The sequence below is a fragment of the Sulfitobacter delicatus genome, assembly GCF_900102535.1.
Lineage (GTDB): Bacteria > Pseudomonadota > Alphaproteobacteria > Rhodobacterales > Rhodobacteraceae > Sulfitobacter > Sulfitobacter delicatus.
The window spans coordinates 184,265-209,516 of record NZ_FNBP01000005.1 but is presented as its reverse complement, the minus strand read 5'-3'; the positions used below and the strand labels follow the sequence as shown (position 1 = coordinate 209,516).

General features: G+C 61.9%; 24 protein-coding genes. 16 read left to right on the top strand and 8 right to left on the bottom strand.

Annotated features, from left to right (window positions below; all coding sequences use genetic code 11):
• Positions 1–88 precede the first annotated feature (88 nt).
• Complete coding sequence (locus BLS57_RS11345; RefSeq protein WP_093742384.1) at positions 89–919, top strand: metallophosphoesterase family protein; 831 nt, start codon at positions 89–91, stop codon at positions 917–919.
• Here BLS57_RS11345 and BLS57_RS11340 read toward each other — a convergent pair.
• From BLS57_RS11340 to BLS57_RS19765, 3 genes are read right to left on the bottom strand one after another with little or no spacing between them, the layout of a single operon-like run.
• On the bottom strand, positions 883–1,839 hold the full coding sequence (locus BLS57_RS11340) for a tyrosine recombinase (protein WP_093742304.1): 957 nt from the start codon (positions 1,837–1,839) through the stop codon (positions 883–885). The genes BLS57_RS11345 and BLS57_RS11340 overlap by 37 nt on opposite strands.
• Positions 1,836–3,506, bottom strand: a complete 1,671-nt coding sequence (locus BLS57_RS11335) for a hypothetical protein (protein ID WP_093742302.1) — start codon at positions 3,504–3,506, stop codon at positions 1,836–1,838. Before BLS57_RS11335 ends, BLS57_RS11340 begins: the two co-directional genes overlap by 4 nt.
• A gap of 5 nt (positions 3,507–3,511) precedes the next feature.
• A complete protein-coding gene (locus tag BLS57_RS19765) occupies positions 3,512–3,661 on the bottom strand; it encodes a hypothetical protein (RefSeq protein WP_167356414.1) in 150 nt (49 codons plus the stop codon).
• A gap of 80 nt (positions 3,662–3,741) precedes the next feature.
• Here BLS57_RS19765 and BLS57_RS11330 point away from each other — a divergent pair, with 80 nt between their 5' ends.
• Both BLS57_RS11330 and aroB read left to right on the top strand, forming a co-directional pair.
• The gene (locus BLS57_RS11330) at positions 3,742–4,335 is read left to right on the top strand and encodes a shikimate kinase (protein ID WP_093742300.1); all 594 of its coding nucleotides are present in this window, start codon (positions 3,742–3,744) and stop codon (positions 4,333–4,335) included.
• Complete coding sequence (aroB, locus tag BLS57_RS11325) at positions 4,328–5,443, top strand: 3-dehydroquinate synthase (protein ID WP_093742298.1); 1,116 nt, start codon at positions 4,328–4,330, stop codon at positions 5,441–5,443. The genes BLS57_RS11330 and aroB overlap by 8 nt, the downstream gene beginning before the upstream one ends.
• 287 nt (positions 5,444–5,730) lie before the next feature.
• Here the strand turns inward: aroB and BLS57_RS11320 are convergent, their stop codons facing one another.
• Complete coding sequence (locus BLS57_RS11320; RefSeq protein ID WP_093742296.1) at positions 5,731–6,252, bottom strand: single-stranded DNA-binding protein; 522 nt, start codon at positions 6,250–6,252, stop codon at positions 5,731–5,733.
• A gap of 192 nt (positions 6,253–6,444) precedes the next feature.
• Between BLS57_RS11320 and BLS57_RS11315 the strand changes: the two genes are divergently transcribed.
• Together BLS57_RS11315 and BLS57_RS11310 are read left to right on the top strand one after the other, a co-directional pair.
• The gene (locus tag BLS57_RS11315; protein WP_425274345.1) at positions 6,445–7,041 is read left to right on the top strand and encodes a lytic transglycosylase domain-containing protein; all 597 of its coding nucleotides are present in this window, start codon (positions 6,445–6,447) and stop codon (positions 7,039–7,041) included.
• Positions 7,042–7,211: 170 nt separating this feature from the next.
• Entirely contained in the window at positions 7,212–7,739 is a 528-nt protein-coding gene (locus tag BLS57_RS11310; RefSeq protein WP_093742292.1) for a hypothetical protein, read from the top strand.
• Between the two features lie 90 nt (positions 7,740–7,829).
• Here BLS57_RS11310 and BLS57_RS11305 read toward each other — a convergent pair whose 3' ends face one another.
• The 4 genes from BLS57_RS11305 to miaA all read right to left on the bottom strand — a co-directional run bounded on the left by BLS57_RS11305 (position 7,830) and on the right by miaA (position 13,803).
• On the bottom strand, positions 7,830–9,923 hold the full coding sequence (locus BLS57_RS11305) for a dipeptide ABC transporter ATP-binding protein (RefSeq protein WP_425274344.1): 2,094 nt from the start codon (positions 9,921–9,923) through the stop codon (positions 7,830–7,832).
• 105 nt (positions 9,924–10,028) lie between these two features.
• Positions 10,029–11,495, bottom strand: a complete 1,467-nt coding sequence (locus tag BLS57_RS11300; protein ID WP_167356413.1) for an ABC transporter permease — start codon at positions 11,493–11,495, stop codon at positions 10,029–10,031.
• Positions 11,496–11,507: 12 nt separating this feature from the next.
• The gene (locus tag BLS57_RS11295; protein ID WP_093742290.1) at positions 11,508–12,596 is read right to left on the bottom strand and encodes an ABC transporter permease; all 1,089 of its coding nucleotides are present in this window, start codon (positions 12,594–12,596) and stop codon (positions 11,508–11,510) included.
• Positions 12,597–12,912: 316 nt separating this feature from the next.
• Complete coding sequence (gene miaA / locus BLS57_RS11290) at positions 12,913–13,803, bottom strand: tRNA (adenosine(37)-N6)-dimethylallyltransferase MiaA (protein ID WP_093742289.1); 891 nt, start codon at positions 13,801–13,803, stop codon at positions 12,913–12,915.
• A gap of 130 nt (positions 13,804–13,933) precedes the next feature.
• On the opposite strand from miaA, the gene pyrH reads away from it, so the two are divergent.
• The 11 genes from pyrH to bamA all read left to right on the top strand — a co-directional run bounded on the left by pyrH (position 13,934) and on the right by bamA (position 25,250).
• The gene (gene pyrH / locus BLS57_RS11285) at positions 13,934–14,662 is read left to right on the top strand and encodes a UMP kinase (RefSeq protein WP_093742287.1); all 729 of its coding nucleotides are present in this window, start codon (positions 13,934–13,936) and stop codon (positions 14,660–14,662) included.
• 138 nt (positions 14,663–14,800) lie between these two features.
• Entirely contained in the window at positions 14,801–15,367 is a 567-nt protein-coding gene (gene frr / locus BLS57_RS11280) for a ribosome recycling factor (protein ID WP_093742286.1), read from the top strand.
• Between the two features lie 54 nt (positions 15,368–15,421).
• The gene (gene uppS / locus BLS57_RS11275) at positions 15,422–16,159 is read left to right on the top strand and encodes a polyprenyl diphosphate synthase (RefSeq protein WP_093742283.1); all 738 of its coding nucleotides are present in this window, start codon (positions 15,422–15,424) and stop codon (positions 16,157–16,159) included.
• Between the two features lie 12 nt (positions 16,160–16,171).
• Positions 16,172–16,963, top strand: coding sequence for a phosphatidate cytidylyltransferase (locus BLS57_RS11270; protein ID WP_093742281.1), 792 nt, complete (start codon positions 16,172–16,174; stop codon positions 16,961–16,963).
• A 6-nt stretch (positions 16,964–16,969) separates the two neighbouring features.
• Positions 16,970–18,151: a 1-deoxy-D-xylulose-5-phosphate reductoisomerase gene (dxr, locus tag BLS57_RS11265; protein ID WP_093742278.1), complete on the top strand. Its 1,182-nt coding sequence runs from the start codon at positions 16,970–16,972 to the stop codon at positions 18,149–18,151.
• A 4-nt stretch (positions 18,152–18,155) separates the two neighbouring features.
• Complete coding sequence (gene rseP / locus BLS57_RS11260; protein WP_093742276.1) at positions 18,156–19,508, top strand: RIP metalloprotease RseP; 1,353 nt, start codon at positions 18,156–18,158, stop codon at positions 19,506–19,508.
• Positions 19,509–19,631: 123 nt separating this feature from the next.
• On the top strand, positions 19,632–20,042 hold the full coding sequence (gene alaE / locus BLS57_RS11255; protein ID WP_093742274.1) for an L-alanine exporter AlaE: 411 nt from the start codon (positions 19,632–19,634) through the stop codon (positions 20,040–20,042).
• 126 nt (positions 20,043–20,168) lie between these two features.
• Positions 20,169–21,986, top strand: a complete 1,818-nt coding sequence (locus BLS57_RS11250) for a cation:proton antiporter (RefSeq protein ID WP_093742272.1) — start codon at positions 20,169–20,171, stop codon at positions 21,984–21,986.
• Positions 21,987–22,043: 57 nt separating this feature from the next.
• The gene (locus tag BLS57_RS11245) at positions 22,044–22,469 is read left to right on the top strand and encodes a VOC family protein (RefSeq protein ID WP_093742269.1); all 426 of its coding nucleotides are present in this window, start codon (positions 22,044–22,046) and stop codon (positions 22,467–22,469) included.
• Between the two features lie 117 nt (positions 22,470–22,586).
• The gene (locus BLS57_RS20055) at positions 22,587–22,712 is read left to right on the top strand and encodes a hypothetical protein (RefSeq protein WP_279626450.1); all 126 of its coding nucleotides are present in this window, start codon (positions 22,587–22,589) and stop codon (positions 22,710–22,712) included.
• 195 nt (positions 22,713–22,907) lie between these two features.
• On the top strand, positions 22,908–25,250 hold the full coding sequence (gene bamA, locus BLS57_RS11240) for an outer membrane protein assembly factor BamA (RefSeq protein WP_093742267.1): 2,343 nt from the start codon (positions 22,908–22,910) through the stop codon (positions 25,248–25,250).
• Positions 25,251–25,252 lie beyond the last annotated feature (2 nt).

The window sequence follows — 25,252 nt, the reverse complement described above, 5'->3', positions numbered from 1 at the left end:
GAGGTTTGAATCCATCCATTATGTGTTGCAGATGTTATGGGCGCAGGGGCTGCGTCATTCAAGGGTCGCAACAGGGCAGGGTGGCGTGATGGCTGGTGAAATCAAGAGCACCGATCTAGGCAGGCTGGACGGGCCACTGCTGCTCTTTGGCGGGCCGTATTCGAACTTGCAGGCGATCACGGCGCTGGCGGGCTTCGCGCAGGCGCGGGGGATTGCGGGCGATCAGATGATCTGCACCGGGGATATCGTGGCCTATTGCGGCGCACCTGCGCGCTCGGTTGCAGCGGTGCGGGCGCTTGGCTGCGCGGTGGTGGCAGGCAATTGCGAAGCGCAACTGGCCAGCGGGGCCGAGGATTGCGGCTGCGGCTTTGCGCCCGGCAGCAGTTGCGACATGCTATCGGGTGCATGGTTTGCCTATGCGGCGGCGCAGGTGAGCGGGGCGGATAAGGCGTGGATGGGCGGGCTGCCGGATGTGGTCACGTTTCGGCATCAGGGGGAGCGCTACGGCGTGATCCATGGCGGGGTGCGCGATGTGGCGCGCTTTGTCTGGTCCGAAAGCCCGGCGCAGGTGTTTGAGCAAGAGTGGCAGGCGCTGGAAGGGATTGTCGGCCCGGTCGATCACATCATCGCGGGCCATTCCGGCCTGCCGTTCATCCGCGAGACTCCCCGCGGGCGCTGGATCAATGCGGGCGTGATCGGGATGCCGCCCCATGACGGCGGGCAGCAGACGCGGTTTGCGCTGCTGGACGGCAGCGAGGTGACGATCCATCGCCTGAGCTATGACATGGCAGGGGCCGTGGCGGATATGCAGGAGGCCGGCTTGCCCCGCGCCTATGCGGACGCGTTGCAAAGTGGTTATTGGCCGTCAGAGGACGTGCTGCCTCAGGCCTTGCGCTTGCCGTCTTTTGCCAGGGGGTGACGCTCTAGCACCAGATCAGACAGACGCTCTTCGAGCACATGGGTGTAGATCTCGGTCGTGGCGACATCGGCGTGGCCGAGCATGGTCTGGATCGCCCGCAGGTCTGCGCCATTGGCCAGCAGATGCGTCGCAAAGGCGTGGCGCAGCGTGTGGGGGGTGACCTTTTCGGGGGCCACACCGCCTGCGACGGCGAATTCCTTGATCAGCAGATAGAAGCGATGCCGTGTCAGATAACCCGTCACCCCGCGTGAGGGGAACAAGAAGCGGGCGGGCGGTTTGCCCTTGGCTTGGGCCGCCTCATCCGCCTTGTCGCGGGCCACCAGCCAAGCGGCCAGCGCGTCGCGGGCAGGCTCGGAGAGCGGCACCAGACGTTCCTTGCCGCCTTTGCCCGAGATCAACAGCAGCCGCGGATCGCCGCGGGCGGCGCTGACGGGCAGGCTGACCAATTCGCTGACCCGCATGCCGGTGGCATAGAGCAGTTCCATCAGGCAGGTGTTGCGCAACTGATCCGCGAGCGCGCGGCCCGAGTTGCGGGCGGCGTCGAGCAGGCGGTCAACCTCCTCCACCGAAAGGATCTTGGGCAGGCGTTTGTCCTGACCCGGTCCGGCGATTTGAATGGCCGGGTTGTCTTCGCGCAGCCCTTCTTCAAAGGCGAAACGGTAGAGCTGTTTGATCGCCGAGAGCCGCCGCGCGCGGGTGGATTTGGCCAAGCCCTGCGCGTCGCAATGGATCAGGTATTTTTCCACCTCGCCCCGGCTGGCGCTGAGGAAATCATGGTTATGATGCGCCAGAAAGACGTCGAAATCCTTGAGGTCGCGGCCATAGGCTAGCTGCGTGTTGGTGGCAGCCCCCTGTTCGGCGGCGGCGGCTTCCAGAAAGCTGGAAATCCAATGAAACGTTGGGGTTTGGGTCATGGTCATTGTTCAAGCAGCACTATCTGCAAAGCGGCACGGCGGGCGGTGTCTTCGAGGCCCAGAGCGCGGAGGGTGGCAAGGGCATCGCGCAGCGCGCTTGTGTCGCCGCTGGCGCCGTCATGGAGCATGGATAGGAGGCGTAGGATCGCCATGCCAAGCTGTTCGTCGCGCGCCATTTCCATCAGGTCTGCGCGCGGTGTGGGGTTGGAAAAGGCGTCATGCACGGCGGCGGCAAGATGGGCGTCAGGCGCGGGGCCGCTGGGCGTCTCCCCGCGTGCGACGGCCCGCAACAGTTGCTCTTCGGGCGCGTCGCCAAGAACCCGCGCGGCGGCGGCCTCGTAGTTGGGCGACAGCAGCGCCACGTCCCGCGCCAAACGGGATGCATGTCCGGCGAGAGGGATGGTCGAGAGCGGTTCGGAGAAGAGCGCCGCGAAGGAGACTTCGAGAGAGGCTTCGCGCATCGCTTCCCATGCAGGGGGCAGGGTTTTGGCGACGGCTTCGGCGCTGCCTGTGCTGAGGGCGGTCTCGAACCGTTGCAGGGCGGCGACCCGGTCCCATATGCCGCCAGAAGCGGCGGGCTGACGGTCGGTATAGAGACCCAAAAGCTGGTTGTCGGGCAGGGCGCCCGCGCGGGTCAGACGCTCGGCGGCTTCAAGCTGCGCTTTCCACCCGGCCAGATCGCGGAGGTCGGCGACGGCATAGGCGCGGGGCAGGATGTTGGAGGGCAGGGGTTCGCCAATCGTCTCGAACAGACGGAAGGTCATCGGGTCCATCCGGCGAGGGGCACGGAGCGGTTCGGCGCCTTCGAAATAATCGGGGTTGAGGAAACGGTCAAAGAGGTCGAGCTGCGTGTCTTCCAGCAGGCCCAGAGCCTGCGCCGAGCCGAAGGTCAGCGCGGCGTTTTCCCAATATCCGGTGCGCGCGCTGCAAAAGATACGGGTGCCGTAGTCGCGCGTCAGATGGGGGGCTTTCATCAGCCGGGCGCAGGCGCGGTCTTCGGTGCCGGTGAGCAGGGAAAGCTGCATCCACAGGTCGAAATGCGCGGTCGAGGTGGTGACCCCGGCCTGTTCAATGAGCGACAGCGCCGGGTCCAGCGCGCCCAGTTCCATCAGCTTTTCAACCCGCGCAAGTGCCAGCGTATCGCCGTTGCGGGCAAGCCCTTGGGGTGCTTCGGCTTCGGCCAGCAACACGGTGTAGAGCAGGGCCTGCGCGGCGGGCAGATGCAGGTCGGGCAGGTCTGCGATGCGGGCGGTGAGCATGCTCACCTCGCTGCCGGTCCAGATGTTGCTTGTCAGGCCCGTGACATTGCCCGGCACCAGCCCAATGCGGCGCGGGGCGCCGTCGCCCAGAGGCGTCACCGAAATATGCGGTGGCGCGGCGCTGGTGGCGACCGGCGGCTCTTCGCTGCGGGTGGTCTTGGGCGGGCGTTTGGCGGTGGGGGCAGACGGGGTTTGCTGACCAAGCCAGTCGATGACGGACAAAGGTTGGTCGTTCTTCTTGCTCTCCGCCTGCTGCTTTGCCTGACCTTTTTCCTCCGCGGTTTTCGTCCCGGCCTGCACATGCGGCACCGGGCCGCGGTCCTCGGCTGATTCGGCAAAGACGGATGTGGCCGTGATCGCGCAGATCAGCGCGCCCAGAGCAGCTAAGCTAGGGGTCGGCAGGGCAGCGGACATGGGCTTCAATCCGCTGTCAGGGTGACAGGTTGGCGGGTTTCAGTTTGCTCGGGCGAGAAATCGACGCCAAAGAAAGGGCCAACGTAGGCATAGCCCACAAGCCCGATGAACCCGATAATCGCTAGGAATATCAGAAGCTTGAAAAGTTTACCCATGATGACTGCCTGCCCGGAATTCTGCTGTTTTGCCAAAGTATATATGGCCTTTCGGGCAAGATCACGTCATTCAAAGAAAAATGAGCGGAATTAAGCACAACACCCCCGAAGGCGCCCAAACGCCGCGCTATCGTTTGAACAAAACGGTGGCACTGGTTGGTATGATGGGCGCAGGTAAGACAGCCGTGGGCCGCGCGGTGGCCGCCAAACTGGGCGCGCCCTTTCTCGATAGCGATGCCGAGATCGAAGCGGCGGCGAACCTGAGCGTGCCGGAGATTTTCACCCGCGATGGCGAGCCCTTCTTTCGACGGCGCGAGACCGAGGTGATCGCGCGGCTCTTGTCCGAGGAGCGCTGCATCCTCTCGACCGGCGGCGGGGCCTTTCTGGCCGAGGTGAACCGCGACAATATCGCGGCCTATGGCGTGGCGATGTGGCTGGATGCCGACCTCGATCTGCTGTGGAACCGGGTGCGCTACAAAGATAGCCGCCCGCTGTTGCGCACGAAAGACCCGAAGGCCACGCTCGCCGCGCTCTATCACGACCGAGTGCCGCTTTACCGACTGGCGGATCTGAGCGTGCGCTGCGACGCGCGTCTGTCGATTGATGCCATGGCCGAACGGGTGATCGACAAGCTGCTGACCCGGCCTGATGTATTGGAGAAATTGGATGCGTAAGACCGTTTCCGTCGCCCTGCCGGGGCGGGAGTATGATGTTATTATCGGCCCAGACCTGCTGGCCGAAGCGGGCGTATTGATCGCCCCCCTTCTGCGCCGCAAGCGGGTGGCCGTGATTACCGAGAGCCGTGTCGCGGCCCTGCATCTGGAGACTTTGCGAGAAGGATTGGCGGCTGCGGGGATCGAGATGGTGTCTCTCGAACTGCCACCGGGGGAAGGCACGAAGGATTGGGCCAACCTGCAACGCTGTGTGGGATGGCTGCTCGACGAACAGGTCGAGCGCGGCGACATCGTGGTGGCCTTTGGCGGTGGGGTGATCGGCGATCTTGTAGGCTTTGCCGCCGCCGTGCTGCGGCGCGGGGTGCGCTTTGTGCAGATACCGACCTCACTGCTCGCGCAGGTCGATAGCTCGGTTGGCGGCAAGACTGGGATCAACGCGGCGCAGGGCAAGAACCTGATCGGCGCCTTCCACCAGCCGAGCCTTGTGCTAGCCGATACCTCGGTACTCAAAACCATGCCCGCCCGCGATTTCCTTGCCGGCTATGGCGAGGTGGTGAAATACGGGCTGCTGGGCGATGCGGATTTCTTTGCCTGGCTCGAAGCGCAAGGCCCGGCCTTGGCGGCGGGCGATATGGAAGCGCGGGTCGAAGCGGTGCGCCACTCGGTGCAGATGAAAGCGGACATCGTGCAGCGCGATGAGACGGAGAAAGGCGACCGGGCTTTGCTGAACCTCGGTCATACCTTTGGGCATGCGCTGGAGGCAGCGACCGGCTATTCCGAACGGCTGTTTCATGGTGAAGGCGTGGCGATTGGCTGTGCGCTGGCGTTTGAACTGTCGGCGCGGCTGGGGCTCTGCGCGCAGGAAGACCCGAGCCGTTTGCGGGCGCATCTGGCCGCGATGGGGATGAAAACCGACCTGCGCGATATTCCGGGTGATCTGCCGGAGGCTGAGGAGCTTCTGAGGCTCATGGGGCAGGACAAAAAGGTTGTCGATGGTCGGCTGCGTTTTGTCCTGGCGCGGGGGATCGGGCAGGCTTTTGCCGGCGCCGAGGTCGACAACGCCGAGGTGCTGGCACTGCTGCGCGATGCGCTCAACGCAGGACGCTAGGCCGCAGCGGGCTTGGCCCGGCGGGTTTCATGCATCTATTGCTGTTTCGGAACCGTTAAAAAGGGCGGCGCCGCCAATTCGGATGTCTGAGACAGGCGTCACCCTGCATGTCTTGAGCTTTCGACATGGCCCGAGGGCCTCTGATCCTGTTGCCGAACGGGGTCGTCCGGCGGGTATCGCGATGGGGGAGGTTCTAGGCGCCAATCGTTAAAAGCGCGTCACGCCAGCGGGCGCAGCAGAAGGGCAGGGCGCAACGGCGCCCCGCCGAATGTCTTGGTCGTTCCGGCTTAGAACGGGATTTCGTCGTCGAGGTCACGGCTGCCGCCGCCACCACCACCACCGCTGCCGTAGTTGTTCCCGCCGCCTTGCGAGGGACCGCTGTCATAGCCGCCGCCGTAGTCATTGCCACCGGAGCCACCACCGTAGCCGCCGCCACCGCCGCCGCCCGAACCGCCACCAGGACCGTCGAGCATGGTCAGCGTGCCGCCGAAGCCTTGCAGCACGACTTCGGTCGAATAGCGGTCCGCGCCGGACTGGTCCTGCCATTTGCGGGTCTGCAACTGGCCTTCGATGTAAACCTTGGAGCCCTTCTTGAGGTACTGCTCGGCCACGCGCACCAGACCTTCTTGGAAGATCGCGACCGAATGCCATTCAGTCTTTTCGCGGCGCTCACCGGTGTTGCGGTCTTTCCACGTCTCCGAGGTGGCGATGCGCAGGTTGCACACTTTGCCGCCGTTCTGAAAGCTGCGCACTTCGGGGTCGCGCCCGAGGTTGCCGATAAGGATCACTTTGTTCACTGAGCCGGCCATCTTGCCCCCTCGTTTGTCAGTTCATGTCAGGTCGGGGCGCGAATCCGATCGCACCCGGTCCGGCAGGTTATATCGCGCTTGTCGGGCAGAGGACACCGAATTTCCCGCCTTGCGGCCCCTCCAATTCCGCGCTGGCATGGGGGCCCGTTTTTGCTATAGTCGCGCCAATGCAACGGTAAGGGGCAGGGACAGATGCGAAAGACGAGACTTGCGGCCAGCATGGTCGCGGTGGGGGTGATCGTTACACTGGCGGCACCCGCAACGGCAGAGATGTTTTCCTCGAAAAACCGGCGGGCGTTGTTTGCCACGCAGAAAAACATCCTCGATGACCGGGCGTCCAAACAATATTCGGCCTCCGTACGTCTGCAACCGCCCAAGGTGGTGACCCCGACAAAATGGGACGCGCCGAAATACAACGGCTCTTACAAAGGCGCCTATCTGGGTGTGGCCCGCGAAGCCGCATCGCGGCACGGTATACCGGTCGATCTGTTTTTGCGGCTGGTGCAGCAGGAGAGCGGGTGGAACCCGAAGGCGCTGTCGCATAAGGGCGCGATGGGACTGGCACAATTGATGCCCCAGACCGCACGGCTGTTGCGTGTCGATCCTGCTGATCCGGCGCAAAACCTCGAAGGCGGGGCGCGCTATCTCAAGATGCAATATGCGACCTTTGGCAGTTGGGAATTGGCGCTGGCTGCCTATAACGCAGGGCCGGGCGCCGTGAAGAAATACGGCGGTGTGCCGCCCTACAAAGAAACCCGCAACTACGTGAAGGTCATTTCCGGCAGCTAATCCGCTCCGGATCGACCTGTTGACGCCCTGCCACATTCGGCGGGGTATTTCCTATGAAACGCCGTTAGATGCGATACATGGGAACTAACTTGGGACTTCTGTCGTTCTCCGATCAGAACCTCTCGCGGGGGAATGGCCCACCGCGGGGAAAGGAAGATAGGAGTACGAACATGCTCAATAATTTCAAGACATTCGCCCTCGCGGCTGGTGTGAGCACAATGGCTTTGGCCGGTGCTGCATTTGCCGATGACGACATCCGCGTTTCCGCGATTGACGTCGAAACTTCTGTTGCCGCCGCAGCGGATGGCAACGCGTTGCAATTCTACCCTGACCTTGCCGAAGACATTCGTGCCGAAGTGGCAGAGCGCGTGCCTATGAGCAGCGATGACAGTGATCCGCAGATCAAGATCGACATCCGCAAAATCGCCCTGAACGGCGCGACCATGCTGCCGGATTCGATGGAATTCAACCAGTTGGAAGGCGTTGTTGATATCACCAGCCCGACCGGTGACAGCGCTGGTCTGAGCTTCCCGGTGAATATCGCGGCCCAAAGCGGCGACGGCATTGTGCCTGAAGGCTATGTCACCGTGCAGCCGTCTGAGACCGAGTTCTATGTCGCGATGGTTTCCAGCTTTGCCGATGTGGTCGCTGAAGGTCTGGCCAATGTGAACACTGCCGGCAGCCCTGTTGATCCTTAAGCGATCGTTGAGATTTTCCTCAGGCCTTCTCCCTCCCCGGATACTGCCATGAGGAAAGCGGCGCGGACCCTCCCCTGGTCCGCGCTTTTTCTATTCTGCCGCCGCGCTGACCTCGATAACCGGCTCCATCTCGGCAAATTGTTCGGCTGACAGATGACACTTTACCTGATGCCCCTCGGCCATCGTCACCATCGGTGGCACTTCGCGCTCGCAGAGATCACCCGGCACCTGTGATTTCCAACGGCACCGCGTTTGGAAGGGGCAGCCCGGCGGCGGGTTCATGGCCGAGGGCACATCGCCTTCGAGCACGATATGCTTCTTCTTCACCGAGGTATCGGCAATCGGCACCGCACTGAGCAACGCTTCGGTATAAGGGTGATAGGGCGGTGAGAAGACCTGATCGGTGCTGCCCAATTCGACCACATGGCCGAGATACATCACCATGACCCGGTCCGATAGATAGCGCACGATCGAGAGGTCATGGCTGATGAACAGCAGCGTGGTCTTCTGCTCGCGCTGGATTTCCATCAATAGATCGGTCACCGCCGCCTGCACAGAGACATCCAGCGCCGAGACCGGCTCATCCGCCACCACAATCCGCGCATCCCCGGCAAAGGCGCGGGCGATGCCGACGCGCTGCTTCTGCCCGCCGGAAAGCTGGCGCGGCATGCGAGTGGCGAATTCGCGCGGCAGTTTCACCAGATCGAGCAGCTCCAGCATGCGCTGGCGGCGCTCTTTCTCATTCTTACCGATCTGAAAGATTTCCAACGCCCGAATGATCTGCCGCCCCACGGTCATCGAAGGGTTCAGCGTGTCGAAGGGGTTCTGAAAGACCATCTGCACATCGGCAACATTCTTGGTCGTCCGGTTGTCAATCGGGACATCACCGATGTCTTTCCCGTCGAGGTAGATATGTCCCTCGGTCGCCGTTTCCAGCCCCATCAGCACCTTGGCAAAAGTGGATTTGCCACAGCCGGATTCGCCAACGATGGCGAGGGTCTCGCTTTCATGCGCCTCAAAGCTTAAGCTCTCATTGGCCTTGACCACCTTGGTATTGCCGCCCCCGAACATCGCATTGGCCGCAACTTTGTAGTACTTTTTGAGCCGGTCCATCTTGAGAACAACTTCGCCCACATCGCCCTTTTGTTTGACCTCGGCCAGTTCAAGTGGCGCTTGCCAGTCGATTTCCTGAAAGCGGATACAGCGGGTTTCATGGCGGTCATTGCCGGGCACAGATTCCATCGGAATCGGCGCCGCGTCGCAGCGCCCCGGCACGAAATAATCGCAACGCGGGCCAAAGTTACAGCCAGGCGGGCGCTCGTGGGGCAGGGGGAAGTTGCCGGGAATGGCCACCAAAGGCCGGGCGTTTTTGTCTGCGCCGGGCAAGGGGATCGACCGAAACAGCGCCTGCGTATAGGGGTGCTGCATCTCGTCAAATACGTCGTGGATTGAGCCTTTCTCGACCGCTTCGCCCGAATACATCACACAAATCCGGTCGCAGGTCTCCAGCACCAGCCCAAGGTTGTGCGAGATGAACAGCATCGAGGTGCCGTATTTCTTGCCCAGATCCTTCACCAATTCCACAACCGTCGCTTCCACCGTCACGTCCAGCGCGGTAGTCGGCTCATCAAGGATCAGCAAAGACGGCTCGGACATCAGCGCCATAGCGATGACGATGCGCTGTTGCTGCCCGCCGGAAAGCTGATGCGGATAGGCCTTCAAAATGCGCTCGGGGTCCGGCAGTTTAACATCCGTCACCACCTGCAAGGCACGGGCATGGGCTTCCTTTTCGGACATGCCCGCGTGGATCATGGGCACTTCCATCAACTGCTTGCCGATCCGCATGGCGGGGTTCAGGCTGGCCATCGGTTCTTGATAGATCATGGCAATTTCACTGCCACGAATGTCGCGCAACTCTTCGGCGCTCATCTCGCTCAGATCGCGCCCCTTGAACTTGATGCTGCCGCCAACAACCCGCCCATTGCGCCCCAGATCCTGCATTACGCCCAGCGCCACGGTGGATTTGCCGCAACCGCTTTCACCCACCAGCCCCACGGCCTCCCCGGGCTGGACCTTCACCGAAAAATCCATCACCGCAGGAATTTCTCGCAGGCGCGTGAAGAACGAAATCGACAGATTGTCGATCTCCAAAATGGGTCCGTCATAGTCAGTCTTTGGCATCATGCCTCTCCCATTCAGCGGGCGGTTAACGGGGCGCGCTGTCGCCCTCTCTCTTTTTGGCCCAAAATACTTCGGGGGTCCGGGGGCAGCGCCCCCGAACGACGTTGCTTAGTCGCGCAGGCTCTCCTCACGCAGACCATCGGCCAGCAGGTTTAAACCTAACACAAGGCTCAGAAGCGCCAGCGCAGGCGCAATGGCAGCGTGCGGATAAAGCGCCAGCAAGCGGCGGCCCGCGTTGATCGTGCTGCCCCAATCCGGGCTTTCGCTTTCCAGCCCAAGGCCGAAGAAGCCGAGCGTGCCCAAGAGGATCGTCGTATAGCCAATGCGCAGGCAGAAATCGACGATTAGCGGCCCGCGGGCATTGGGCAGGATTTCCCAGAGCATGATGTACCACGGCCCTTCGCCACGGGTCTGGGCGGCGGCCACATAGTCTCGGGTTTTAATGTCGAGTGCCAAACCGCGCACGATGCGGAAGACTGTGGGGGAGTTCACAAAGACCACCGAGACAAAGACCACCAGCACGCCGGCGTCGATGTCGAAAAGGTCAATCGCGCTTGGCAGGCCGGGGATGCGGTAGGTATCAGTCGCCACGATCGAGCCGTTGTTGGACACCAGCGACAGGTAGAGCCATCCCACAATCCCCAGCACCACGATCAGCAGTGGCGTGCGGAACGACGGCTGCGTGTAATAGCGCGAGTTCAGCAGTACGGCGAGGAAGACCAGCGGGAAGATGAACAGGAACACCGCCATATAGTTCGGGATGCCGGTGCGCACGATCTCGGGCGTGACCAGCAGGTAGAACAGCAAGATCACCGGGAAGGCGAGGATCAGGTTAGCCAGAAAGCTCAACAGCGTGTCGAGCCGCCCACCGTAGTAGCCTGCGGGCAGGCCCAGCGTGATGCCGACCATAAAGGCGAAAAGCGTCGCCAGCGGCGCGATCTGCACCACGACCCACGAGCCTTTGATCAGCCGCGAAAAGACGTCGCGGGCGAGGTTGTCGCCGCCCAAGAGGAACCACGGGTATTCGCCCTCTTCCGGTGCACGCAGGGGGGTGCCGGGCAGTTTGTTTTTCATACCAGAGACTTGGCTGAGGCTGTCGTGGGTCACCAGCATGTCGAACAGCCCGCCAAAGACGCCGGTAAAGACCCAAAACATCACGATGGCAAAGCCGATCATGCCGACGGTGCTGTCAAAAAGTTTGCCATAAAGGCCAAGGCGGCGTTTGAAGTGGATCGACAGGGCGAAGGTCACGATGAGGGCGATCCATACGGGCAGCATCTGTTGCGAAATGCCGCCGAAGATGCCTGCGTTGGCGCCCATAAAGGCCCCGGCGACGATGTAGACCAGCACCAGCAGCACCAGCAGAGCGAAGAGGTAAAAGACCGCTTTGTTCAGCGCGCCCGTCAGCCCGCCGGGGGCGGTCATTGTTCCGTCGGCGTTGACCCCTTGCGGCCCGTTTGAGGGCACGAAAGAGACCACGATCTGCGCCAGCACGGCGACGGCCAGCAGCGCGGTCAGCCCGAGGAAGATGATGTTGAGCCCGGCAAGAGACCCGGTCCATGTCAGTGGTTCCATGTCCATGCTCCCTTATGAAATGCGAATGCGCGGGTTGAGGAAAACGTAACCGATATCCGAAATCAGCTGCGTCACGAGGACAACGATGACCGACACGACCGAGACCGCGAGCAGCAGCTCGATGTCATTGTTCGCCGCCGCTTGGACCAGCAACCAGCCGAAGCCTTTGTAATTGAACAAAGTCTCGACGATCACCACGCCGTTCAGCAGCCACGGGATTTGCAGCATGATGACGGTGAAGGGCGCGATCAGCGCATTGCGGAGCGCGTGTTTCAGGACGATTTCGGAGAACTTTACGCCCTTGAGCCGCGCCGTGCGGATGTATTGCGCGGTCATCACCTCGGTCATGCTGGCCCGCGTCATTCGGGCAATATAGCCCATGCCGTAGAGCGAGATGGTCAGCACCGGCAGGAAGAAGTTCCAGAAATTGGCGTCCTTCATGGCGGAGGTGGCCGAACCCAAAAACAGCGTCTTGCTGTCGATCCAGCCCCAGTCGGCCAAAAGCGGCGAGAGGCCGAAGCGCGAGGAGGCCAGCACCGCGATGAAGATCACGCCCGAGACATATTCAGGAGTCGCGGTGGTGGCGATGGAGAAGGTCGAGAGCGAGCGATCGAGCTTGGAGCCTTCGCGCATGCCTGCGAGCACGCCGACGATCAGCGCCGAGGGGACCATGAGCATCAAGACCCAGAACATCAACTTGCCGGTGAGGGCGAGCCGGGTCAACACGGTGGCGCCGACGGGTTCTTTGAAGACGGTCGAAAAGCCCCAATCGCCTTGCAGGATGCCGCAGCGGGTGGGGCGGTCCTCAACCGGGGTGCCAGCGGCAAAACAGCGGCCGAATGTCTCGTCGGGGGTTTCCCCTTCCGTCACCCAGCCTGGCAGCACGCCGAGCCATTCGCCGAATTTATCGACCGTGGGCTGTAGGTAGCCGCGGTTTTCCAGATAGCTGGTCACGGCCTCGTCCGACATTCGGAAGTTGCCTTGGGTCTTGGCGAGTTTTTCGAGGTTCGGATAGAGATTGGTCAGCCAGAATACGATGAACGTCAGGCAGAGCGCCGTCAGCAACATCACACCCAGCCGGCGCAAAATGAATAGTCCCATATGGTCCCCTGTGGCATCGCCGGAGGTGACTGTTCCGGCTGTGCGGCCTTTTGGCCTTTTTTGCTTTGTGCGACGCCGATTTGGGGCGCCGGGTCTTGCTGCGGACGTGATGCCGCTTTGGTGAATTATGTCGCGCAGGCCGCCGGGCAAGTGCTTTTGGCGGGCGCTAATGCGTTGTTTTGCCTGTCTTGCGACGGTTGGTGCCGCCCATTGGGCATGGATTACGGCCCCACGTCAACGCTCGGCTGCGCTATGACGTGGGGTTTTTGCGACATGAGGGAGGTCTGAAAGCGACATCTTGGCGGGTCAAATGCGCTTAGCCGGGGGTGACGCGCTGCCAGTCCGACATTTTGCTGCGCATCCACGTCCGCTGCCGTTTTGCAAAACGCCGGGTGGCGATGACGGCCTCGGCGCGGGCTTGTTTCAGCGTCCACTCGCCGTCGACATAGCGGATCAGTTCCGGCACGCCGATGGCGCGATGTGCGGGCAGGGCAGGGTCGTAGCGGGGCCGTAGGGCAGCGATCTCGTCCAGCGCGCCTTGTTCCAGCATCAGATCGAAACGCCGTTCGATGCGGGCGTTGAGCCAGTCGCGGTCGACGTCGAAGACCACGGGCAGGCAGGCCGAGAGTGGCAGAAGCGGCGCGCCGGTGTTGGCCTGCCAAGCCGCCAGCCCGCGCCCGGTGGCAGTCCAGACTTCCCAAGCACGCTGCACCCGCGCGCGGTTGCGTTGGTCGAGGCCTGCGGCGGTCTGAGGGTCCAATGCCGCCAGTAGGTCTTCGAGTGGCATCTCGTCGCCTGCGGCGCGGACTTCGGGCGGTGTCGCGGGGATTTCAGCCAGCCCTTGGGTCAGCGCCGAGAAATACAGCCCGGTGCCGCCGGTGATGATCAACCGCTGGTCGCCCTGCATCAGCGCGGAGACCTCGCGCAGCCAGTGGCCGGTGGAATAGGGCGCGTCCTCGGGCAAATGGCCGTAGAGCGCATGGGGGGCGCGGGCCTCTTCCTCGGGCGAGGGGCGGGCGGAGATGATGCGAAAGCAGTTGTAGACTTGGCTGGCGTCGGCGTTGACGATTACGCCGCCCGCGGCCTCGGCAATGGCCAGCGCGAGGGCGGATTTGCCACTGGCAGTGGGGCCTGCGATCAAGACGGGGCGCTCGGGGGCGAGGCCACCCAACAGCGCATCCAACTGGGCTTGGGGAATATCCGGCATTTCTTTGCGTCTTCCTCTCGCCGCGCATTGAACCTTTGGCGTATTTGCGACATTTTACGCCGGAATGAAAACCCTTCACCGCCCGCGCGATTCAGATGGTCCGCCCGCCGTGAATGAAAAAGGTGCCCCCATGCCGCAAGACACCCCGCAAGTGACCTTCAACCGTGTGATGCTCAAGATTTCGGGGGAGGCGCTGATGGGGGATCAAAGCTACGGCCTGCATCCGCCCACCGTGGCGCGGATCGCCCGCGAAGTGCAATCGGTGCATGAACTGGGTGTCGAGATCTGCATGGTGATCGGCGGCGGCAATATCTTCCGCGGGCTGCAAGGCTCGGCGCAGGGGATGGAGCGGACCACGGCGGACTATATGGGCATGCTCGCCACGGTGATGAATGCGCTGGCAATGCAATCGGCGCTGGAAGATCTGGGCATCCACACCCGCGTGATCTCGGCCATCACGATGAACGAAGTGGCCGAGCCCTATATTCGCCGCCGCGCCGTTCGCCACCTTGAGAAGAAGCGGGTCTGCATCTTTGCCGCGGGCACCGGCAACCCCTATTTCACCACCGACACCGCCGCGACCCTGCGCGCCAATGAGATGTCTTGCGAGGCGATCTTTAAGGGCACCAAGGTGGATGGCGTCTATGACAAAGACCCGGCCAAGTTTGCTGATGCCAAACGCTATGAGACCGTTAGCTATGACGATGTGCTGCAAAAGCGGTTGGGCGTGATGGATGCCAGCGCCATCGCTTTGGCGCGCGACAACAACCTGCCGATCATCGTCTTCTCGCTGGACGAGCCGGATGGGTTCAAAGGCATCTTGGCCGGCCAAGGCACCAGCACGCGGGTGCAGGGCTGACCTTTCGTTTGTGCTGCGCGGGGCATCCTCGCGCAGGTGCGAGCGAATGCCCGCTGGCCTTTCGGCCCGCCGATGATTTATACCCACAGAAAAGCCGTGCCTTGGCACGACCACAGTCAGACCACAGGATGAGACCCCATGTCAGATGAATTCATGCTCGATACCGATGATCTTGAACGGCGGATGAACGGCGCCATCGCGTCGTTGCGGACGGAATTTGCCTCGCTGCGGACGGGCCGGGCCTCGGCCTCGATGCTGGAGCCGGTGATGGTTGACGCTTACGGTTCGATGACGCCGATCAACCAGGTGGGCACCGTGAACGTGCCAGAGCCTCGGATGGTGACGATCAATGTTTGGGACAAAGGCTTGGTCGGCAAGGTTGAGAAGGCCATTCGCGAAAGCGGTCTGGGCATCAACCCGCAGCTGAACGGCACGATCATCATGCTGCCGATCCCCGAGCTTAACGAAGAGCGCCGCACGCAACTGACCAAAGTGGCGGGCCAATATGCCGAACATGCCCGCGTCTCGATCCGCAACATCCGCCGTGACGGGATGGACCAGATCAAGAAGGCCAAGAATGACGGCCAGATGTCCGAGGACGACCAGAAAATCTGGGAAGACGAGGTGCAGGAGCTGACCAACCGTTTCATCACCACCATTGATGAGCAGCTTGAGACGAAACAGGCCGAGATCATGCAAGTTTAACCTCGCTCCGCTACGGCGGAATGAGGACGGAAACTTGAAGGAGAAGGCCCACAGATGAGCACCGCCGAAATCCAACCTGAAACGATTCCCGGTGGGCCACGTCACGTGGCGATCATCATGGACGGCAATGGCCGCTGGGCTACCCAACGCGGGCGGCCCCGGCTCTTTGGTCACCATGCGGGTGCCAAGCGGGTGCGCGAGATTGTCGAATGTTGCCCCGATGTGGGGGTCGAATATCTGACGATTTTTGCCTTCTCGACAGAGAACTGGAAGCGCACGCAGGTTGAAGTGGCAGGGCTTATGTCCCTGTTTCGGCGGTATATTTCCAAGGAAATGCGGGCGCTTAGCGAGTATGGCGCACGGGTGCGCTTTATCGGCGACCGGGATCGGCTGGACGATAAGCTGATCAAGCTAATGGGCGAGTTGGAGGAAACCACCGCCCACAACAGCCGCATCAATCTGACGATTGCGCTGAATTACGGTGGCCGGGACGAGGTCGCGCGGGCGACGCATCGCTTAGCCCAAGACGTGGCCAGTGGGAAACTCGATCCCGACTCTGTGGACGAAGAGACCTTGCCGCGCTACCTCGACACCCATGTCTTGCCGGACCCTGATCTGGTGATCCGCACCAGCGGCGAGGCACGGATTTCTAACTTTCTGCTCTGGCAATCGGCCTATGCGGAATATGAGTTTATTGACACGCTCTGGCCGGACTTCACCCGCGAGGAGTTCACCAAGCTCTGCACCGCTTATGGCGGGCGTGACAGGCGGTTCGGTGCGGTCAAGACCTGAGGAGACGGCGCGATGAAATCACCTGAACAATGGTCCGACCTGCGGGCGCGGATGCTCTCGGCCACGGCGATGATCCTTGTGGGTCTGCTGGGCATCTGGTTCGGGGGCGTGGTGTTTCACCTGCTGGTGGCGCTGGTCTGCGGCATGATGGTCTGGGAGTTGGTCGGCATGTTGCGCGGCTCGGGGCAGGCGGAGGCTTTGCAGTTGGGGCTGGTGACCGGGGTCGCTGTGCTGGCGTCGGTTTATTTGCCGGTGGGTTTTGGCTTGCCGTTGCTGCTGGCGCCCGCGCTGTTGGGCTTTGCGCTGCTGGGCGGCAACCGCACGATTTATATGAGTTTTACCGCGCTGATCTTGCTGGCGGGCTTTGGCCTGATCCAGTTGCGCGATGACATGGGCTTTGGCTGGCTGATGTGGCTGGTGCTTGTCGTGGTGGTCACCGATGTGGTTGGCTATTTCGCGGGGCGTGCGATTGGCGGGCCGAAGTTCTGGCCCAAGGTCAGCCCCAAGAAAACATGGTCCGGCACGGCGTCGGGCTGGGTTGGTGCGGCGCTGGTGGGCTTGCTGTTTTCCTTCAACACCGGCTTTGGGCTGCAACTCGTTGGCATTTCCATCGCGCTGTCGATGGCCTCGCAGATGGGTGATATGGCGGAATCGGGGATGAAGCGCAAAATGGGCGTCAAAGACAGCTCAGCGCTGATCCCCGGCCACGGCGGGCTGCTGGACCGCTTTGACGGGATGCTGGGGGCGGCGGTGTTCTTGCTGATCGTCGGGCCGCTGATCGGCTTTCCGCCGGGGCTGAACTAAGCTCTGATGTCGCGCAAAATCTCGATACTAGGTGCCACCGGGTCCATCGGTCAGAACACCATTGATCTGATCCGCCGCGATCCGGCGGGCTATGATGTGGTCGCACTGACCGGGGCGGGCAATATCGCGCAACTGGCCGAGGATGCGATTGCGCTGCGCGCCGATGTGGCCGTGACCGCCCGCGAAAACCTGTTGGACGATCTGCGCGACGCACTCGCGGGCAGCGGTGTTGAGGCCGCTGCGGGGGCCGAGGCGATCACCGAGGCTGCGACACGTCCGACAGATTGGGTCATGTCGGCCATCGTTGGTGCGGCGGGCTTGGCACCCGGACTGGCGGCGTTGCAGCAGGGCGGCACGCTGGCGCTGGCGAATAAGGAATCCTTGGTCTGTGCGGGTGCCTTGATGCTGGGCGAGGCCAAGCGTCACGGGGCCACGATCCTGCCGGTCGACAGTGAACATTCCGCCGTTTTTCAGGCGCTGGTGGGCGAGGATATGGCCGCTGTGGAGCGTATCATCATCACCGCCAGCGGTGGAGCCTTTCGCGATTGGCCGCTGGAAGATCTGCCGAATGCAACGCTGGATCAGGCGTCGAGCCATCCCAATTGGGACATGGGCCAGCGTATCACCATCGATTCCGCGTCGATGTTCAACAAGGCGATGGAAGTCATTGAAACGAGAGAGTTTTTCGGCGTCTCGCCTGAGAGCATCGAAGTGCTGGTGCATCCCCAGTCCATGATTCACGCGCTGGTCGGCTTTTGCGATGGCGGCTTGATGGCCCATGTCGGCCCCCCCGATATGCGCCTTGCGATTGGATATGCGTTGCACCATCCGCAGCGCGCGCATCTGCCGGTCGAGCGGCTTGATCTGGCCCGCATCGGCCAGTTGGATTTTACCGCGCCGGATGACGCCCGCTGGCCCGCGTTGCGGCTGGCGCGGGAGGTCATGGCGGCGGGCGGTCTCATGGGCGCGGTGTTTAACGCGGCCAAGGAAGTGGCGCTGGACGGGTTCATCGCCGGGCAGTTGTGTTTCACGCAGATGGCCGAGATCGTCGAAGAGGTGCTCGACGCGCGCGCTGAAGAGGCCGCGCAAGGCCGGGGGCGCGACGCTATGACACTTGATCTGGTGGCGCAGGCAGACCATCTCGCACGTAAGGCGGCAAAGGCCGCAATTCAAAAAAGGGCAGGGTAGTAGCTTGGACATTATGGGGTTTTTGCCGGAGTTCGGCGGGCTGATCTGGACGATACTGGCCTTTATCGTGGCGCTGTCGGTGATCGTGGCGGTGCATGAATACGGGCATTACATCGTGGGTCGCTGGACCGGGATCAAGGCCGATGTATTCAGTCTGGGTTTTGGCCCGGTGCTGTTTTCGCGGGTCGATAAACGCGGCACGCGTTGGCAGTTCGCACTGCTGCCCTTTGGCGGCTACGTCAAATTTGCAGGCGATTCCAACGCGGCCTCCGGCAAAGACGAGAGCGCGATGGAGGCGCTGGCCGAAGACCCCGAAGCGCTGCGCCACACCATGCACGGCGCGCCGCTCTATGCCCGCGCGCTGACCGTAGCGGCGGGGCCGGTGTTTAACTTTGTCATGTCGATCCTGATCTTCTTTGCCGTGGCCATGTCCGTTGGAACGGCGAGCGATCCGCTCACCGTGGGCCAAATTCGCGACCTGCCGGGCAATACCTCTGAGCTGCAAGAGGGCGATGTGCTGCGCGCGGTCGAAGGCACGCCGGTGCCGTCCCTTGATGATCCCGGCGCTTATGACAGCTTTGTCGGTGGCCTGCCACAGCAGCCGGTGCTGGAATATGACATCACCCGCGACAGCGACGAGTTGACCATCGACGGCCCCTATCTGCTGCCCGCGCTGGTCAGCAGCGTGGTGCCGCAGTCGGCGGCACAGGACGCGGGCCTGCAGGGCGGCGATGTTATCACGGCGGTCGACGGGCAGGAGATCTTTGCCTTTGGTCAGTTAAAAGAGGCGGTCGAAGCTTCCGAAGGGGCGGCATTGTTGCTTACCGTCTGGCGCGACGGTGAGACGCTGGAATTCACCCTGATCCCCAAAGCCACCGACGAGCCCCAGCCCGACGGCAGCTTCAAGCAAAACCTGCGCATCGGCATCGTTGGCGGCATGGCCTTTACCCCCGCGACCGAGACGCCGGGCGTGGGCGACGCCTTTGGCAGCGGGCTGGAAAACACGTGGCGCATCATCACCGGCTCGATCTCGGGCCTGCGTGAGATGATTGTCGGTAATATCAGCACCTGTAATCTGAGCGGCCCTGTGGGCATCGCCCAGACCTCCGGCGCGATGGCGAGCCAAGGGGCGCAGTCGTTCATCTATTTCATCGCGGTGCTGAGCACAGCGGTGGGGCTGCTGAACCTCTTCCCGATCCCGGCGTTGGATGGCGGGCATCTGGTGTTCTACGCTTATGAGGCCGTGACCGGCAAACCGCCAAGCGACGGGGCGCTGCGCGTGTTGATGACCATTGGGATCACACTCGTGCTGACCTTGATGCTCTTTGCGCTTGGGAATGACCTGTTCTGCCCGTGATGTGAGCACCTTAGACGCTACAGATAGAAAACCGGCGGTGAGGGGCCTCACCGCCGGTTTTTTGATGGGGCCATCGTTTGCGGTGGCTAGATCATTCGGAACAAAGACCCATAGAGTGATCTCATGCGTGTTTTCGTCATCGATACCCTTGCCACAATCGTCTTTTTCACCACGCTGGCGAGCTTTTCTGAACTCGTCATCGCGGGAATGGATCTGCCCGAAGTTCTGACGACGCGGCTTGTCATGGTTCCGGTGATGATCGTGACAGGGCGACCCTATACGCGGTGGCGGGATTGGCTGCTGTCTCGGATGCGCCCGCAAGGCCGGATCGGCTTGGCGCTGACAGACACTACAGCTTTCCTGCTGTTTCAGGTGCCGGTCTATGGGACGACGCTGTTGGTCGCGGGGGCGCGCCTGTCAGAGGCGCTGATTGCGATTGGGGCGGCTGTTGTCTTTATGATCCTACTCGCGCGTCCCTTTGGCCTGTTTGTCGATCTTGTTCGGCAGGCGTTTGGCATAAAATCTGCACCGTAGCGCTGGTCTCCGCCAGATTTCGTCGCATGTAGCTGCAACAATCAATGAAATCCCCACGCCGAAGAGGGTGGCGGGGCTTGGCGGGGCAGGGTAGCGTCTCCCTTAACTTATAGCGGTGAGGAATTTATGGCGACGGCAGAGACAGCTGGGCTGGCCCCGGTCTTGGCATTTGCCCTTGTGGGCGGGCTTGGCGTGGGGAGCCAATGGCTGGCGTGGCGGTTGCGGATGCCGTCGATCGTGCTGATGCTGCTGGCTGGCTTGATCGTTGGCCCGGTCCTCGGCCTGCTCGACCCTGCGGCGCAGTTCGGCGATATGCTGGCCCCGGTGATTGCTATCGCGGTGGCGATTATCCTCTTCGAAGGCGGTCTGACCCTGAACTTCCACACCCTGCGCGATGCCGCGACGGGGGTGAAACGGCTTGTAGTTCTGGGCGCGCCCCTTGGCTGGCTGGCCTCTGCGTTGACCTTGCATTTTGTGGCTGGGCTTAGCTGGGCGACCTCGGCGGTCTTTGGCGGGATTATGATCGTGACCGGGCCGACCGTCATTGCGCCGCTGCTGCGCCAAGCCAAGCTGCAAAAGCGGCCAGCGGCGTTGCTGCAATGGGAAGCCATCGTGAACGACCCGGTGGGGGCTTTGGCTGCGGTTCTCGCGTTCCAAGTGGTGATCGTGCTGGAAACCGCCAGTTCGGCGGGGGCCGCGGCGCAGGAATTGGCTGTGGGCATCGGTATCGCCACGCTTTTGGGCATCGCGGGCGGCTGGGGCATCGCGCGGGCGTTCCGCTTGGCCTATGTGCCCGAATACATGAAGGTGCCGGTGCTGTTCGTCGTCTTGCTGGGCGTTTTTGCCCTGTCTGACTACGTGCTGCACGAGTCCGGGTTGCTGGCGGTAACCATCATGGGCATCTGGATCGCCAACGCCCAGCTGCCCAGCTACACTGAGTTGCGCCGTTTCAAGGAGCATGCGACGGTGCTGTTGGTGTCGGGCGTGTTCATTCTCTTGGCAGCCAGCATGAGTTGGGCCTCGCTCCGCTCACTCGACGTGACGGCGCTGCTTTTTGTGCTGGCGGTGATCCTGATCGCCCGGCCTTTGCCGGTGCTGACCGCGCTCGCCTTTTCCGATGTGCCTTGGCGCGAACGGCTGCTCGTGGCCTTTACCGGGCCGCGGGGCGTGGTGCTGGTGGCTGTCGCGGGGCTCTTCGGCGAGCGGTTGGTCGAGATTGGCATCGCCGACGCCGACCGCATCGCGCCTCTGGCCTTTGCGCTGGTCGCGGCAACGGTGGTTCTGCACGGCTTTACCCTAACGCCGATGGCGCGGCTGCTTGGGCTGACGGCCTCGGCCGCGCCGGGGGTAATCATCGTTGGCGGGTCGCGCTGGTCAGTGGCGCTGGCCGAAGCGCTTCAGAAGATGGACCTGCAGGTGATCATCGCCGATCCGAACCATGCCCACCTGCGCAGCGCGCGGGATGCGGGGGTGCAGACGTTCTTTGGCGATATTCTGTCGAAAGCGGCGGAAGAGCGCCTTGATCTGGTGGCGTATGAAAAGCTGATCTCTGCCACGGATAACGACGCCTATAACACGCTTGTGGCGACCGATTTGGCGCCTGAGTTTGGCCGGGAGAATGTGTTCCAGCTGAAACGCGTGCGGGAGTCCAGTTCGCGCCACGCCTTGCCTGCCACGCTGGGAGGGCAGGTGATCGGCGGCGGCAAGACCTATTTCGAGGCCAACGCCCTGATCCGGGAGGGCTGGGAGTTTCGGGTAACCGGGCTTTCCGAGGAGTTCACGCTCGAGCAGTGGCGCGAGAAGAACCCCGAAGGGATCTTGATCGCGGAATTGGAGAAGGGCGGTAAGCTGCGCTTCTTGGGGCCAGATGCCGAGCCGAAAAACACCACGGATGTTGAGATCCTTTCGCTGATGCCGGGTAGGCCGCGTCAGGGAGAGGGCTAGTCCCGCTGGGGTTTCGATGCCCGTGCATGGTGCGCAGGTAGAGCAAAGGGAATGAAAATGCAGCAACAGATCGCGGTCGTCACGCTCGGGATATCTGACCTTGAACGATCGAAAGCGTTCTATCGGAACGGGTTCGGTTGGACCCCTGTGTTCGAGACCCCGGAAATCGCTTTTTACCAGATGAACGGTTTCGTTTTCGGCACCTGGCTAAAGTCTTCCCTTGAGCGAGATACCAAGCAAGAGGGGCTGTCGGGGCCAGCCCCGATGTCACTTGCGCATAACGTGCGAGAGGAACGCGACGTTCAGCCTGCCATCGACAGGTTGCTGGCGGCCGGCGGGACTTTACTGCGCGCGGCCGATAGCCCTCCCTATGGGGGTTTGCGCGGTTATGTTGCGGACCCTGACAAGCATATTTGGGAAATTGCGTTTAACCCGCTCTGGCCAATTGATAAAAACGGGCATGTTGCGTTTAAGCAGTCGTGACGTGAACGGCTGCAAAGCGGCTCACTCACAGCACAATGCCCCGAAAACGCCACAATTCAACAAAATCGTGCCGCAATCCTCAGCCATAAGAAAGGCTTGATAGGCGAGGATGTATCGATGCAAGCGATTCAAGGATCATACCGCGGGCTGGGCCTGCTGCTGGACCTCAACTGGGACCGTGCCTTTTTTGTGATGGCCATCGCCACGGCACTTTCCGCGGGCGCTTTCGTCGCCTCCTTCTGATCTCATCCCAGTACGAGCGCGACCCTGTACCGTCGGCGCTGCCGTATCCTGTCATGCTGGCCGCCCTTACCGCATGATATAGTGTAAATTTCCCCCCCGTTGCTTTTGACAAAGCCCCTTAACCTGCGTAGTCAGGTTGGCAATCAATGTCGTAAAAAACGGGTCGGTGTCATGGGACTGAGGAACGAGGGCAGAATGCCCATCGAGTGGGCGCAGCGCAGCAAAGTCAGCAAGACCCTCAGGGGCGCATCGCTTTGCGTCATGCTGTCGGTTGCATGGCTGGTGCCGGGCAGCGAAGCGCAGGCGCAGCAATATCAGTTCAACACTGTCGTCATTGAGGGCAACCAGCGCATCAATGACGGTGCGATCCTGACGCGGGCGGGCATCGGTCGCGGCCAGACGGTTTCGGGCGGGCAGTTGAACGACGCCTACCAGAACTTGCAGAACTCCGGCCTGTTCGAATCCGTGGCGATTGAGCCTCGGGGCGGCACTTTGGTCATCACCGTTGTGGAACTGCCAACGCTGAACCGCGTGAGCTTTGAGGGCAACCGGCGCATCAAGGACGAGATGCTTGAGGCACTGATCGGCTCCACCGAACGCCGCGTATTTAACCCGACTCAGGCCGAGGCGGATGCCGCCGCTATCGCAGAAGCCTACAGCAACGAAGGCCGTCTCTCGGCCCGTGTGCAGCCGCGTGTGATCCGCCGCGACCAGAACCGTGTCGATCTGGTGTTTGAAATTTTTGAAGGCGACAATGTCGAGATCGAGCGTCTCAGCTTTGTCGGCAACCGCGTTTATTCCGACCGCCGTTTGCGCCGCGTGTTGGGCACCAAGCAAGCAGGGCTGTTCCGCCGCCTGATCAAACGCGACACCTTTGTTGAGAGCCGCGTTGAGGCTGACAAGCAGATGCTGCGCGACTTCTACCAATCGCGCGGCTATGTCGACATGCGCACCGAGGCAGTGAATGCCGAACTGACCCGCGAGCGCGATGGCGTTTTTGTGGCCTATAACATCACCGAAGGTCAGCAGTTCCGTTTTGGAACAGTGTCGCTCGATAACGAAGTGCCGGGGCTTGATGCCGCGGCCTATCGTAAAATCCTCAAGATTCGCCCGGGCGTGATCTATTCACCGTCGCTGGTGGAAAATGACATCGCTCGGATCGAGCGACAGGCCATCCGCGACGGGATCGATTTCCTGCGTGTGGAGCCGGTGATTGAGCGCAATGACCGCGATCTGGCGCTGAATGTGACTTACAAGCTGACCCGCGGCGAGCGGATCTTTGTCGAGCGTATCGACATCGAAGGCAACACCACCACGCTGGACCGCGTGATCCGTCGCGAGTTCGACAGTGTTGAGGGCGACCCATTCAACCCGCGCGAAATTCGTCAGGCCGCAGAACGTATCCGCGCCTTGGGGTATTTCGAGGGGGCCGAGGTCAACGCCCGGCAGGGGTCGAGCTCCGAACAGGTTGTGGTTGACGTTGATGTCGTCGAGCAGCCGACTGGCTCGCTGAACTTTGGCGGGTCCTTCTCGAACAACGACGGGATCGGTGTCGCGGTCAGCTTCCAAGAAGACAACTTCATGGGCCGGGGGCAGTCGCTTAACCTGTCGATCTCGACCGCTGAAGACGCGACGCGTTATGGCATCAACTTTGTCGAGCCCAAGTTCCTGGGCCGCGATGTCGCGCTTGGGTTTAAGCTCGACTATGCCGAGACCAACTCGTCCTACACCAGCTATGACACCGAGCGGCTGATCTTGCAGCCCAGCCTGCGTTTCCCGGTGAGCGAGAATGGCCGTATGGCCGTGCGCTATACGCTCGAAGGTATTGAGATGATCGACCGCGACGAAGCGCCCGATCAGACCAATAGCGCGACGATCCAAAACGAGATCGACGCCGGAGCGCTGTTCTCTTCGTCCGTGGGTTACACCTATACCTACGACACCCGCCGCACTGGTTTGGACCCGACGCAGGGCATGTTGTTCGAGTTCGGTCAGGATTTCGCCGGTCTCGGTGGCGACAATAGCTTTATCAAGACCTCGGCCAAGATCGCGGGCGAGAAGCGCATCTTCAACGAGGAAGTGACCCTGCGGGCCACGCTCGAAGGCGGTGCGTTGGCGTGGAACAGCGGCACCAACCGCGCGGTGGACCGGTTCATTCTTGGCCCGTCGATCATGCGTGGATTTGAGCCCGGCGGCATCGGCCCGCGGGACCAGAGCAACGGCGCTGACGATCCTCTGGGCGGCAACCTTTATGCCGTGGCACGTTTCGAAGCGGAATTCCCCCTTGGTCTGCCCGAGGAATACGGGATCTCCGGCGGTGTCTTCTATGACGTCGGCAATCTTTGGGACCTGAGCGATGTGAACACGACTGGCGGCACGATCGTCGGCGAAGGCGGTTCGTTCCGGCACGTTGTCGGCGTCTCGGTCTTCTGGGACACGCCGCTGGGACCGCTGCAGTTCAACGTCTCCGAAGCGCTGAAGAAAGAGAGCTTCGACAAGGAGCAGAGCTTTGAGATCACGTTGCGGACAACCTTCTAAAG

Coding starts and splice junctions, on each gene's coding strand:
- BLS57_RS11345 (WP_093742384.1), top strand. CDS start 89: ATGGCTGGTGAAATCAAGAGCACCGATCTAGGCAGGCTGGACGGGCCA.
- BLS57_RS11340 (WP_093742304.1), bottom strand. CDS start 1,839: ATGACCATGACCCAAACCCCAACGTTTCATTGGATTTCCAGCTTTCTG.
- BLS57_RS11335 (WP_093742302.1), bottom strand. CDS start 3,506: ATGTCCGCTGCCCTGCCGACCCCTAGCTTAGCTGCTCTGGGCGCGCTG.
- BLS57_RS19765 (WP_167356414.1), bottom strand. CDS start 3,661: ATGGGTAAACTTTTCAAGCTTCTGATATTCCTAGCGATTATCGGGTTC.
- BLS57_RS11330 (WP_093742300.1), top strand. CDS start 3,742: ATGAGCGGAATTAAGCACAACACCCCCGAAGGCGCCCAAACGCCGCGC.
- aroB (WP_093742298.1), top strand. CDS start 4,328: ATGCGTAAGACCGTTTCCGTCGCCCTGCCGGGGCGGGAGTATGATGTT.
- BLS57_RS11320 (WP_093742296.1), bottom strand. CDS start 6,252: ATGGCCGGCTCAGTGAACAAAGTGATCCTTATCGGCAACCTCGGGCGC.
- BLS57_RS11315 (WP_425274345.1), top strand. CDS start 6,445: ATGCGAAAGACGAGACTTGCGGCCAGCATGGTCGCGGTGGGGGTGATC.
- BLS57_RS11310 (WP_093742292.1), top strand. CDS start 7,212: ATGCTCAATAATTTCAAGACATTCGCCCTCGCGGCTGGTGTGAGCACA.
- BLS57_RS11305 (WP_425274344.1), bottom strand. CDS start 9,923: ATGATGCCAAAGACTGACTATGACGGACCCATTTTGGAGATCGACAAT.
- BLS57_RS11300 (WP_167356413.1), bottom strand. CDS start 11,495: ATGGAACCACTGACATGGACCGGGTCTCTTGCCGGGCTCAACATCATC.
- BLS57_RS11295 (WP_093742290.1), bottom strand. CDS start 12,596: ATGGGACTATTCATTTTGCGCCGGCTGGGTGTGATGTTGCTGACGGCG.
- miaA (WP_093742289.1), bottom strand. CDS start 13,803: ATGCCGGATATTCCCCAAGCCCAGTTGGATGCGCTGTTGGGTGGCCTC.
- pyrH (WP_093742287.1), top strand. CDS start 13,934: ATGCCGCAAGACACCCCGCAAGTGACCTTCAACCGTGTGATGCTCAAG.
- frr (WP_093742286.1), top strand. CDS start 14,801: ATGTCAGATGAATTCATGCTCGATACCGATGATCTTGAACGGCGGATG.
- uppS (WP_093742283.1), top strand. CDS start 15,422: ATGAGCACCGCCGAAATCCAACCTGAAACGATTCCCGGTGGGCCACGT.
- BLS57_RS11270 (WP_093742281.1), top strand. CDS start 16,172: ATGAAATCACCTGAACAATGGTCCGACCTGCGGGCGCGGATGCTCTCG.
- dxr (WP_093742278.1), top strand. CDS start 16,970: ATGTCGCGCAAAATCTCGATACTAGGTGCCACCGGGTCCATCGGTCAG.
- alaE (WP_093742274.1), top strand. CDS start 19,632: ATGCGTGTTTTCGTCATCGATACCCTTGCCACAATCGTCTTTTTCACC.
- BLS57_RS11250 (WP_093742272.1), top strand. CDS start 20,169: ATGGCGACGGCAGAGACAGCTGGGCTGGCCCCGGTCTTGGCATTTGCC.
- BLS57_RS11245 (WP_093742269.1), top strand. CDS start 22,044: ATGCAGCAACAGATCGCGGTCGTCACGCTCGGGATATCTGACCTTGAA.
- BLS57_RS20055 (WP_279626450.1), top strand. CDS start 22,587: ATGCAAGCGATTCAAGGATCATACCGCGGGCTGGGCCTGCTGCTGGAC.
- bamA (WP_093742267.1), top strand. CDS start 22,908: ATGCCCATCGAGTGGGCGCAGCGCAGCAAAGTCAGCAAGACCCTCAGG.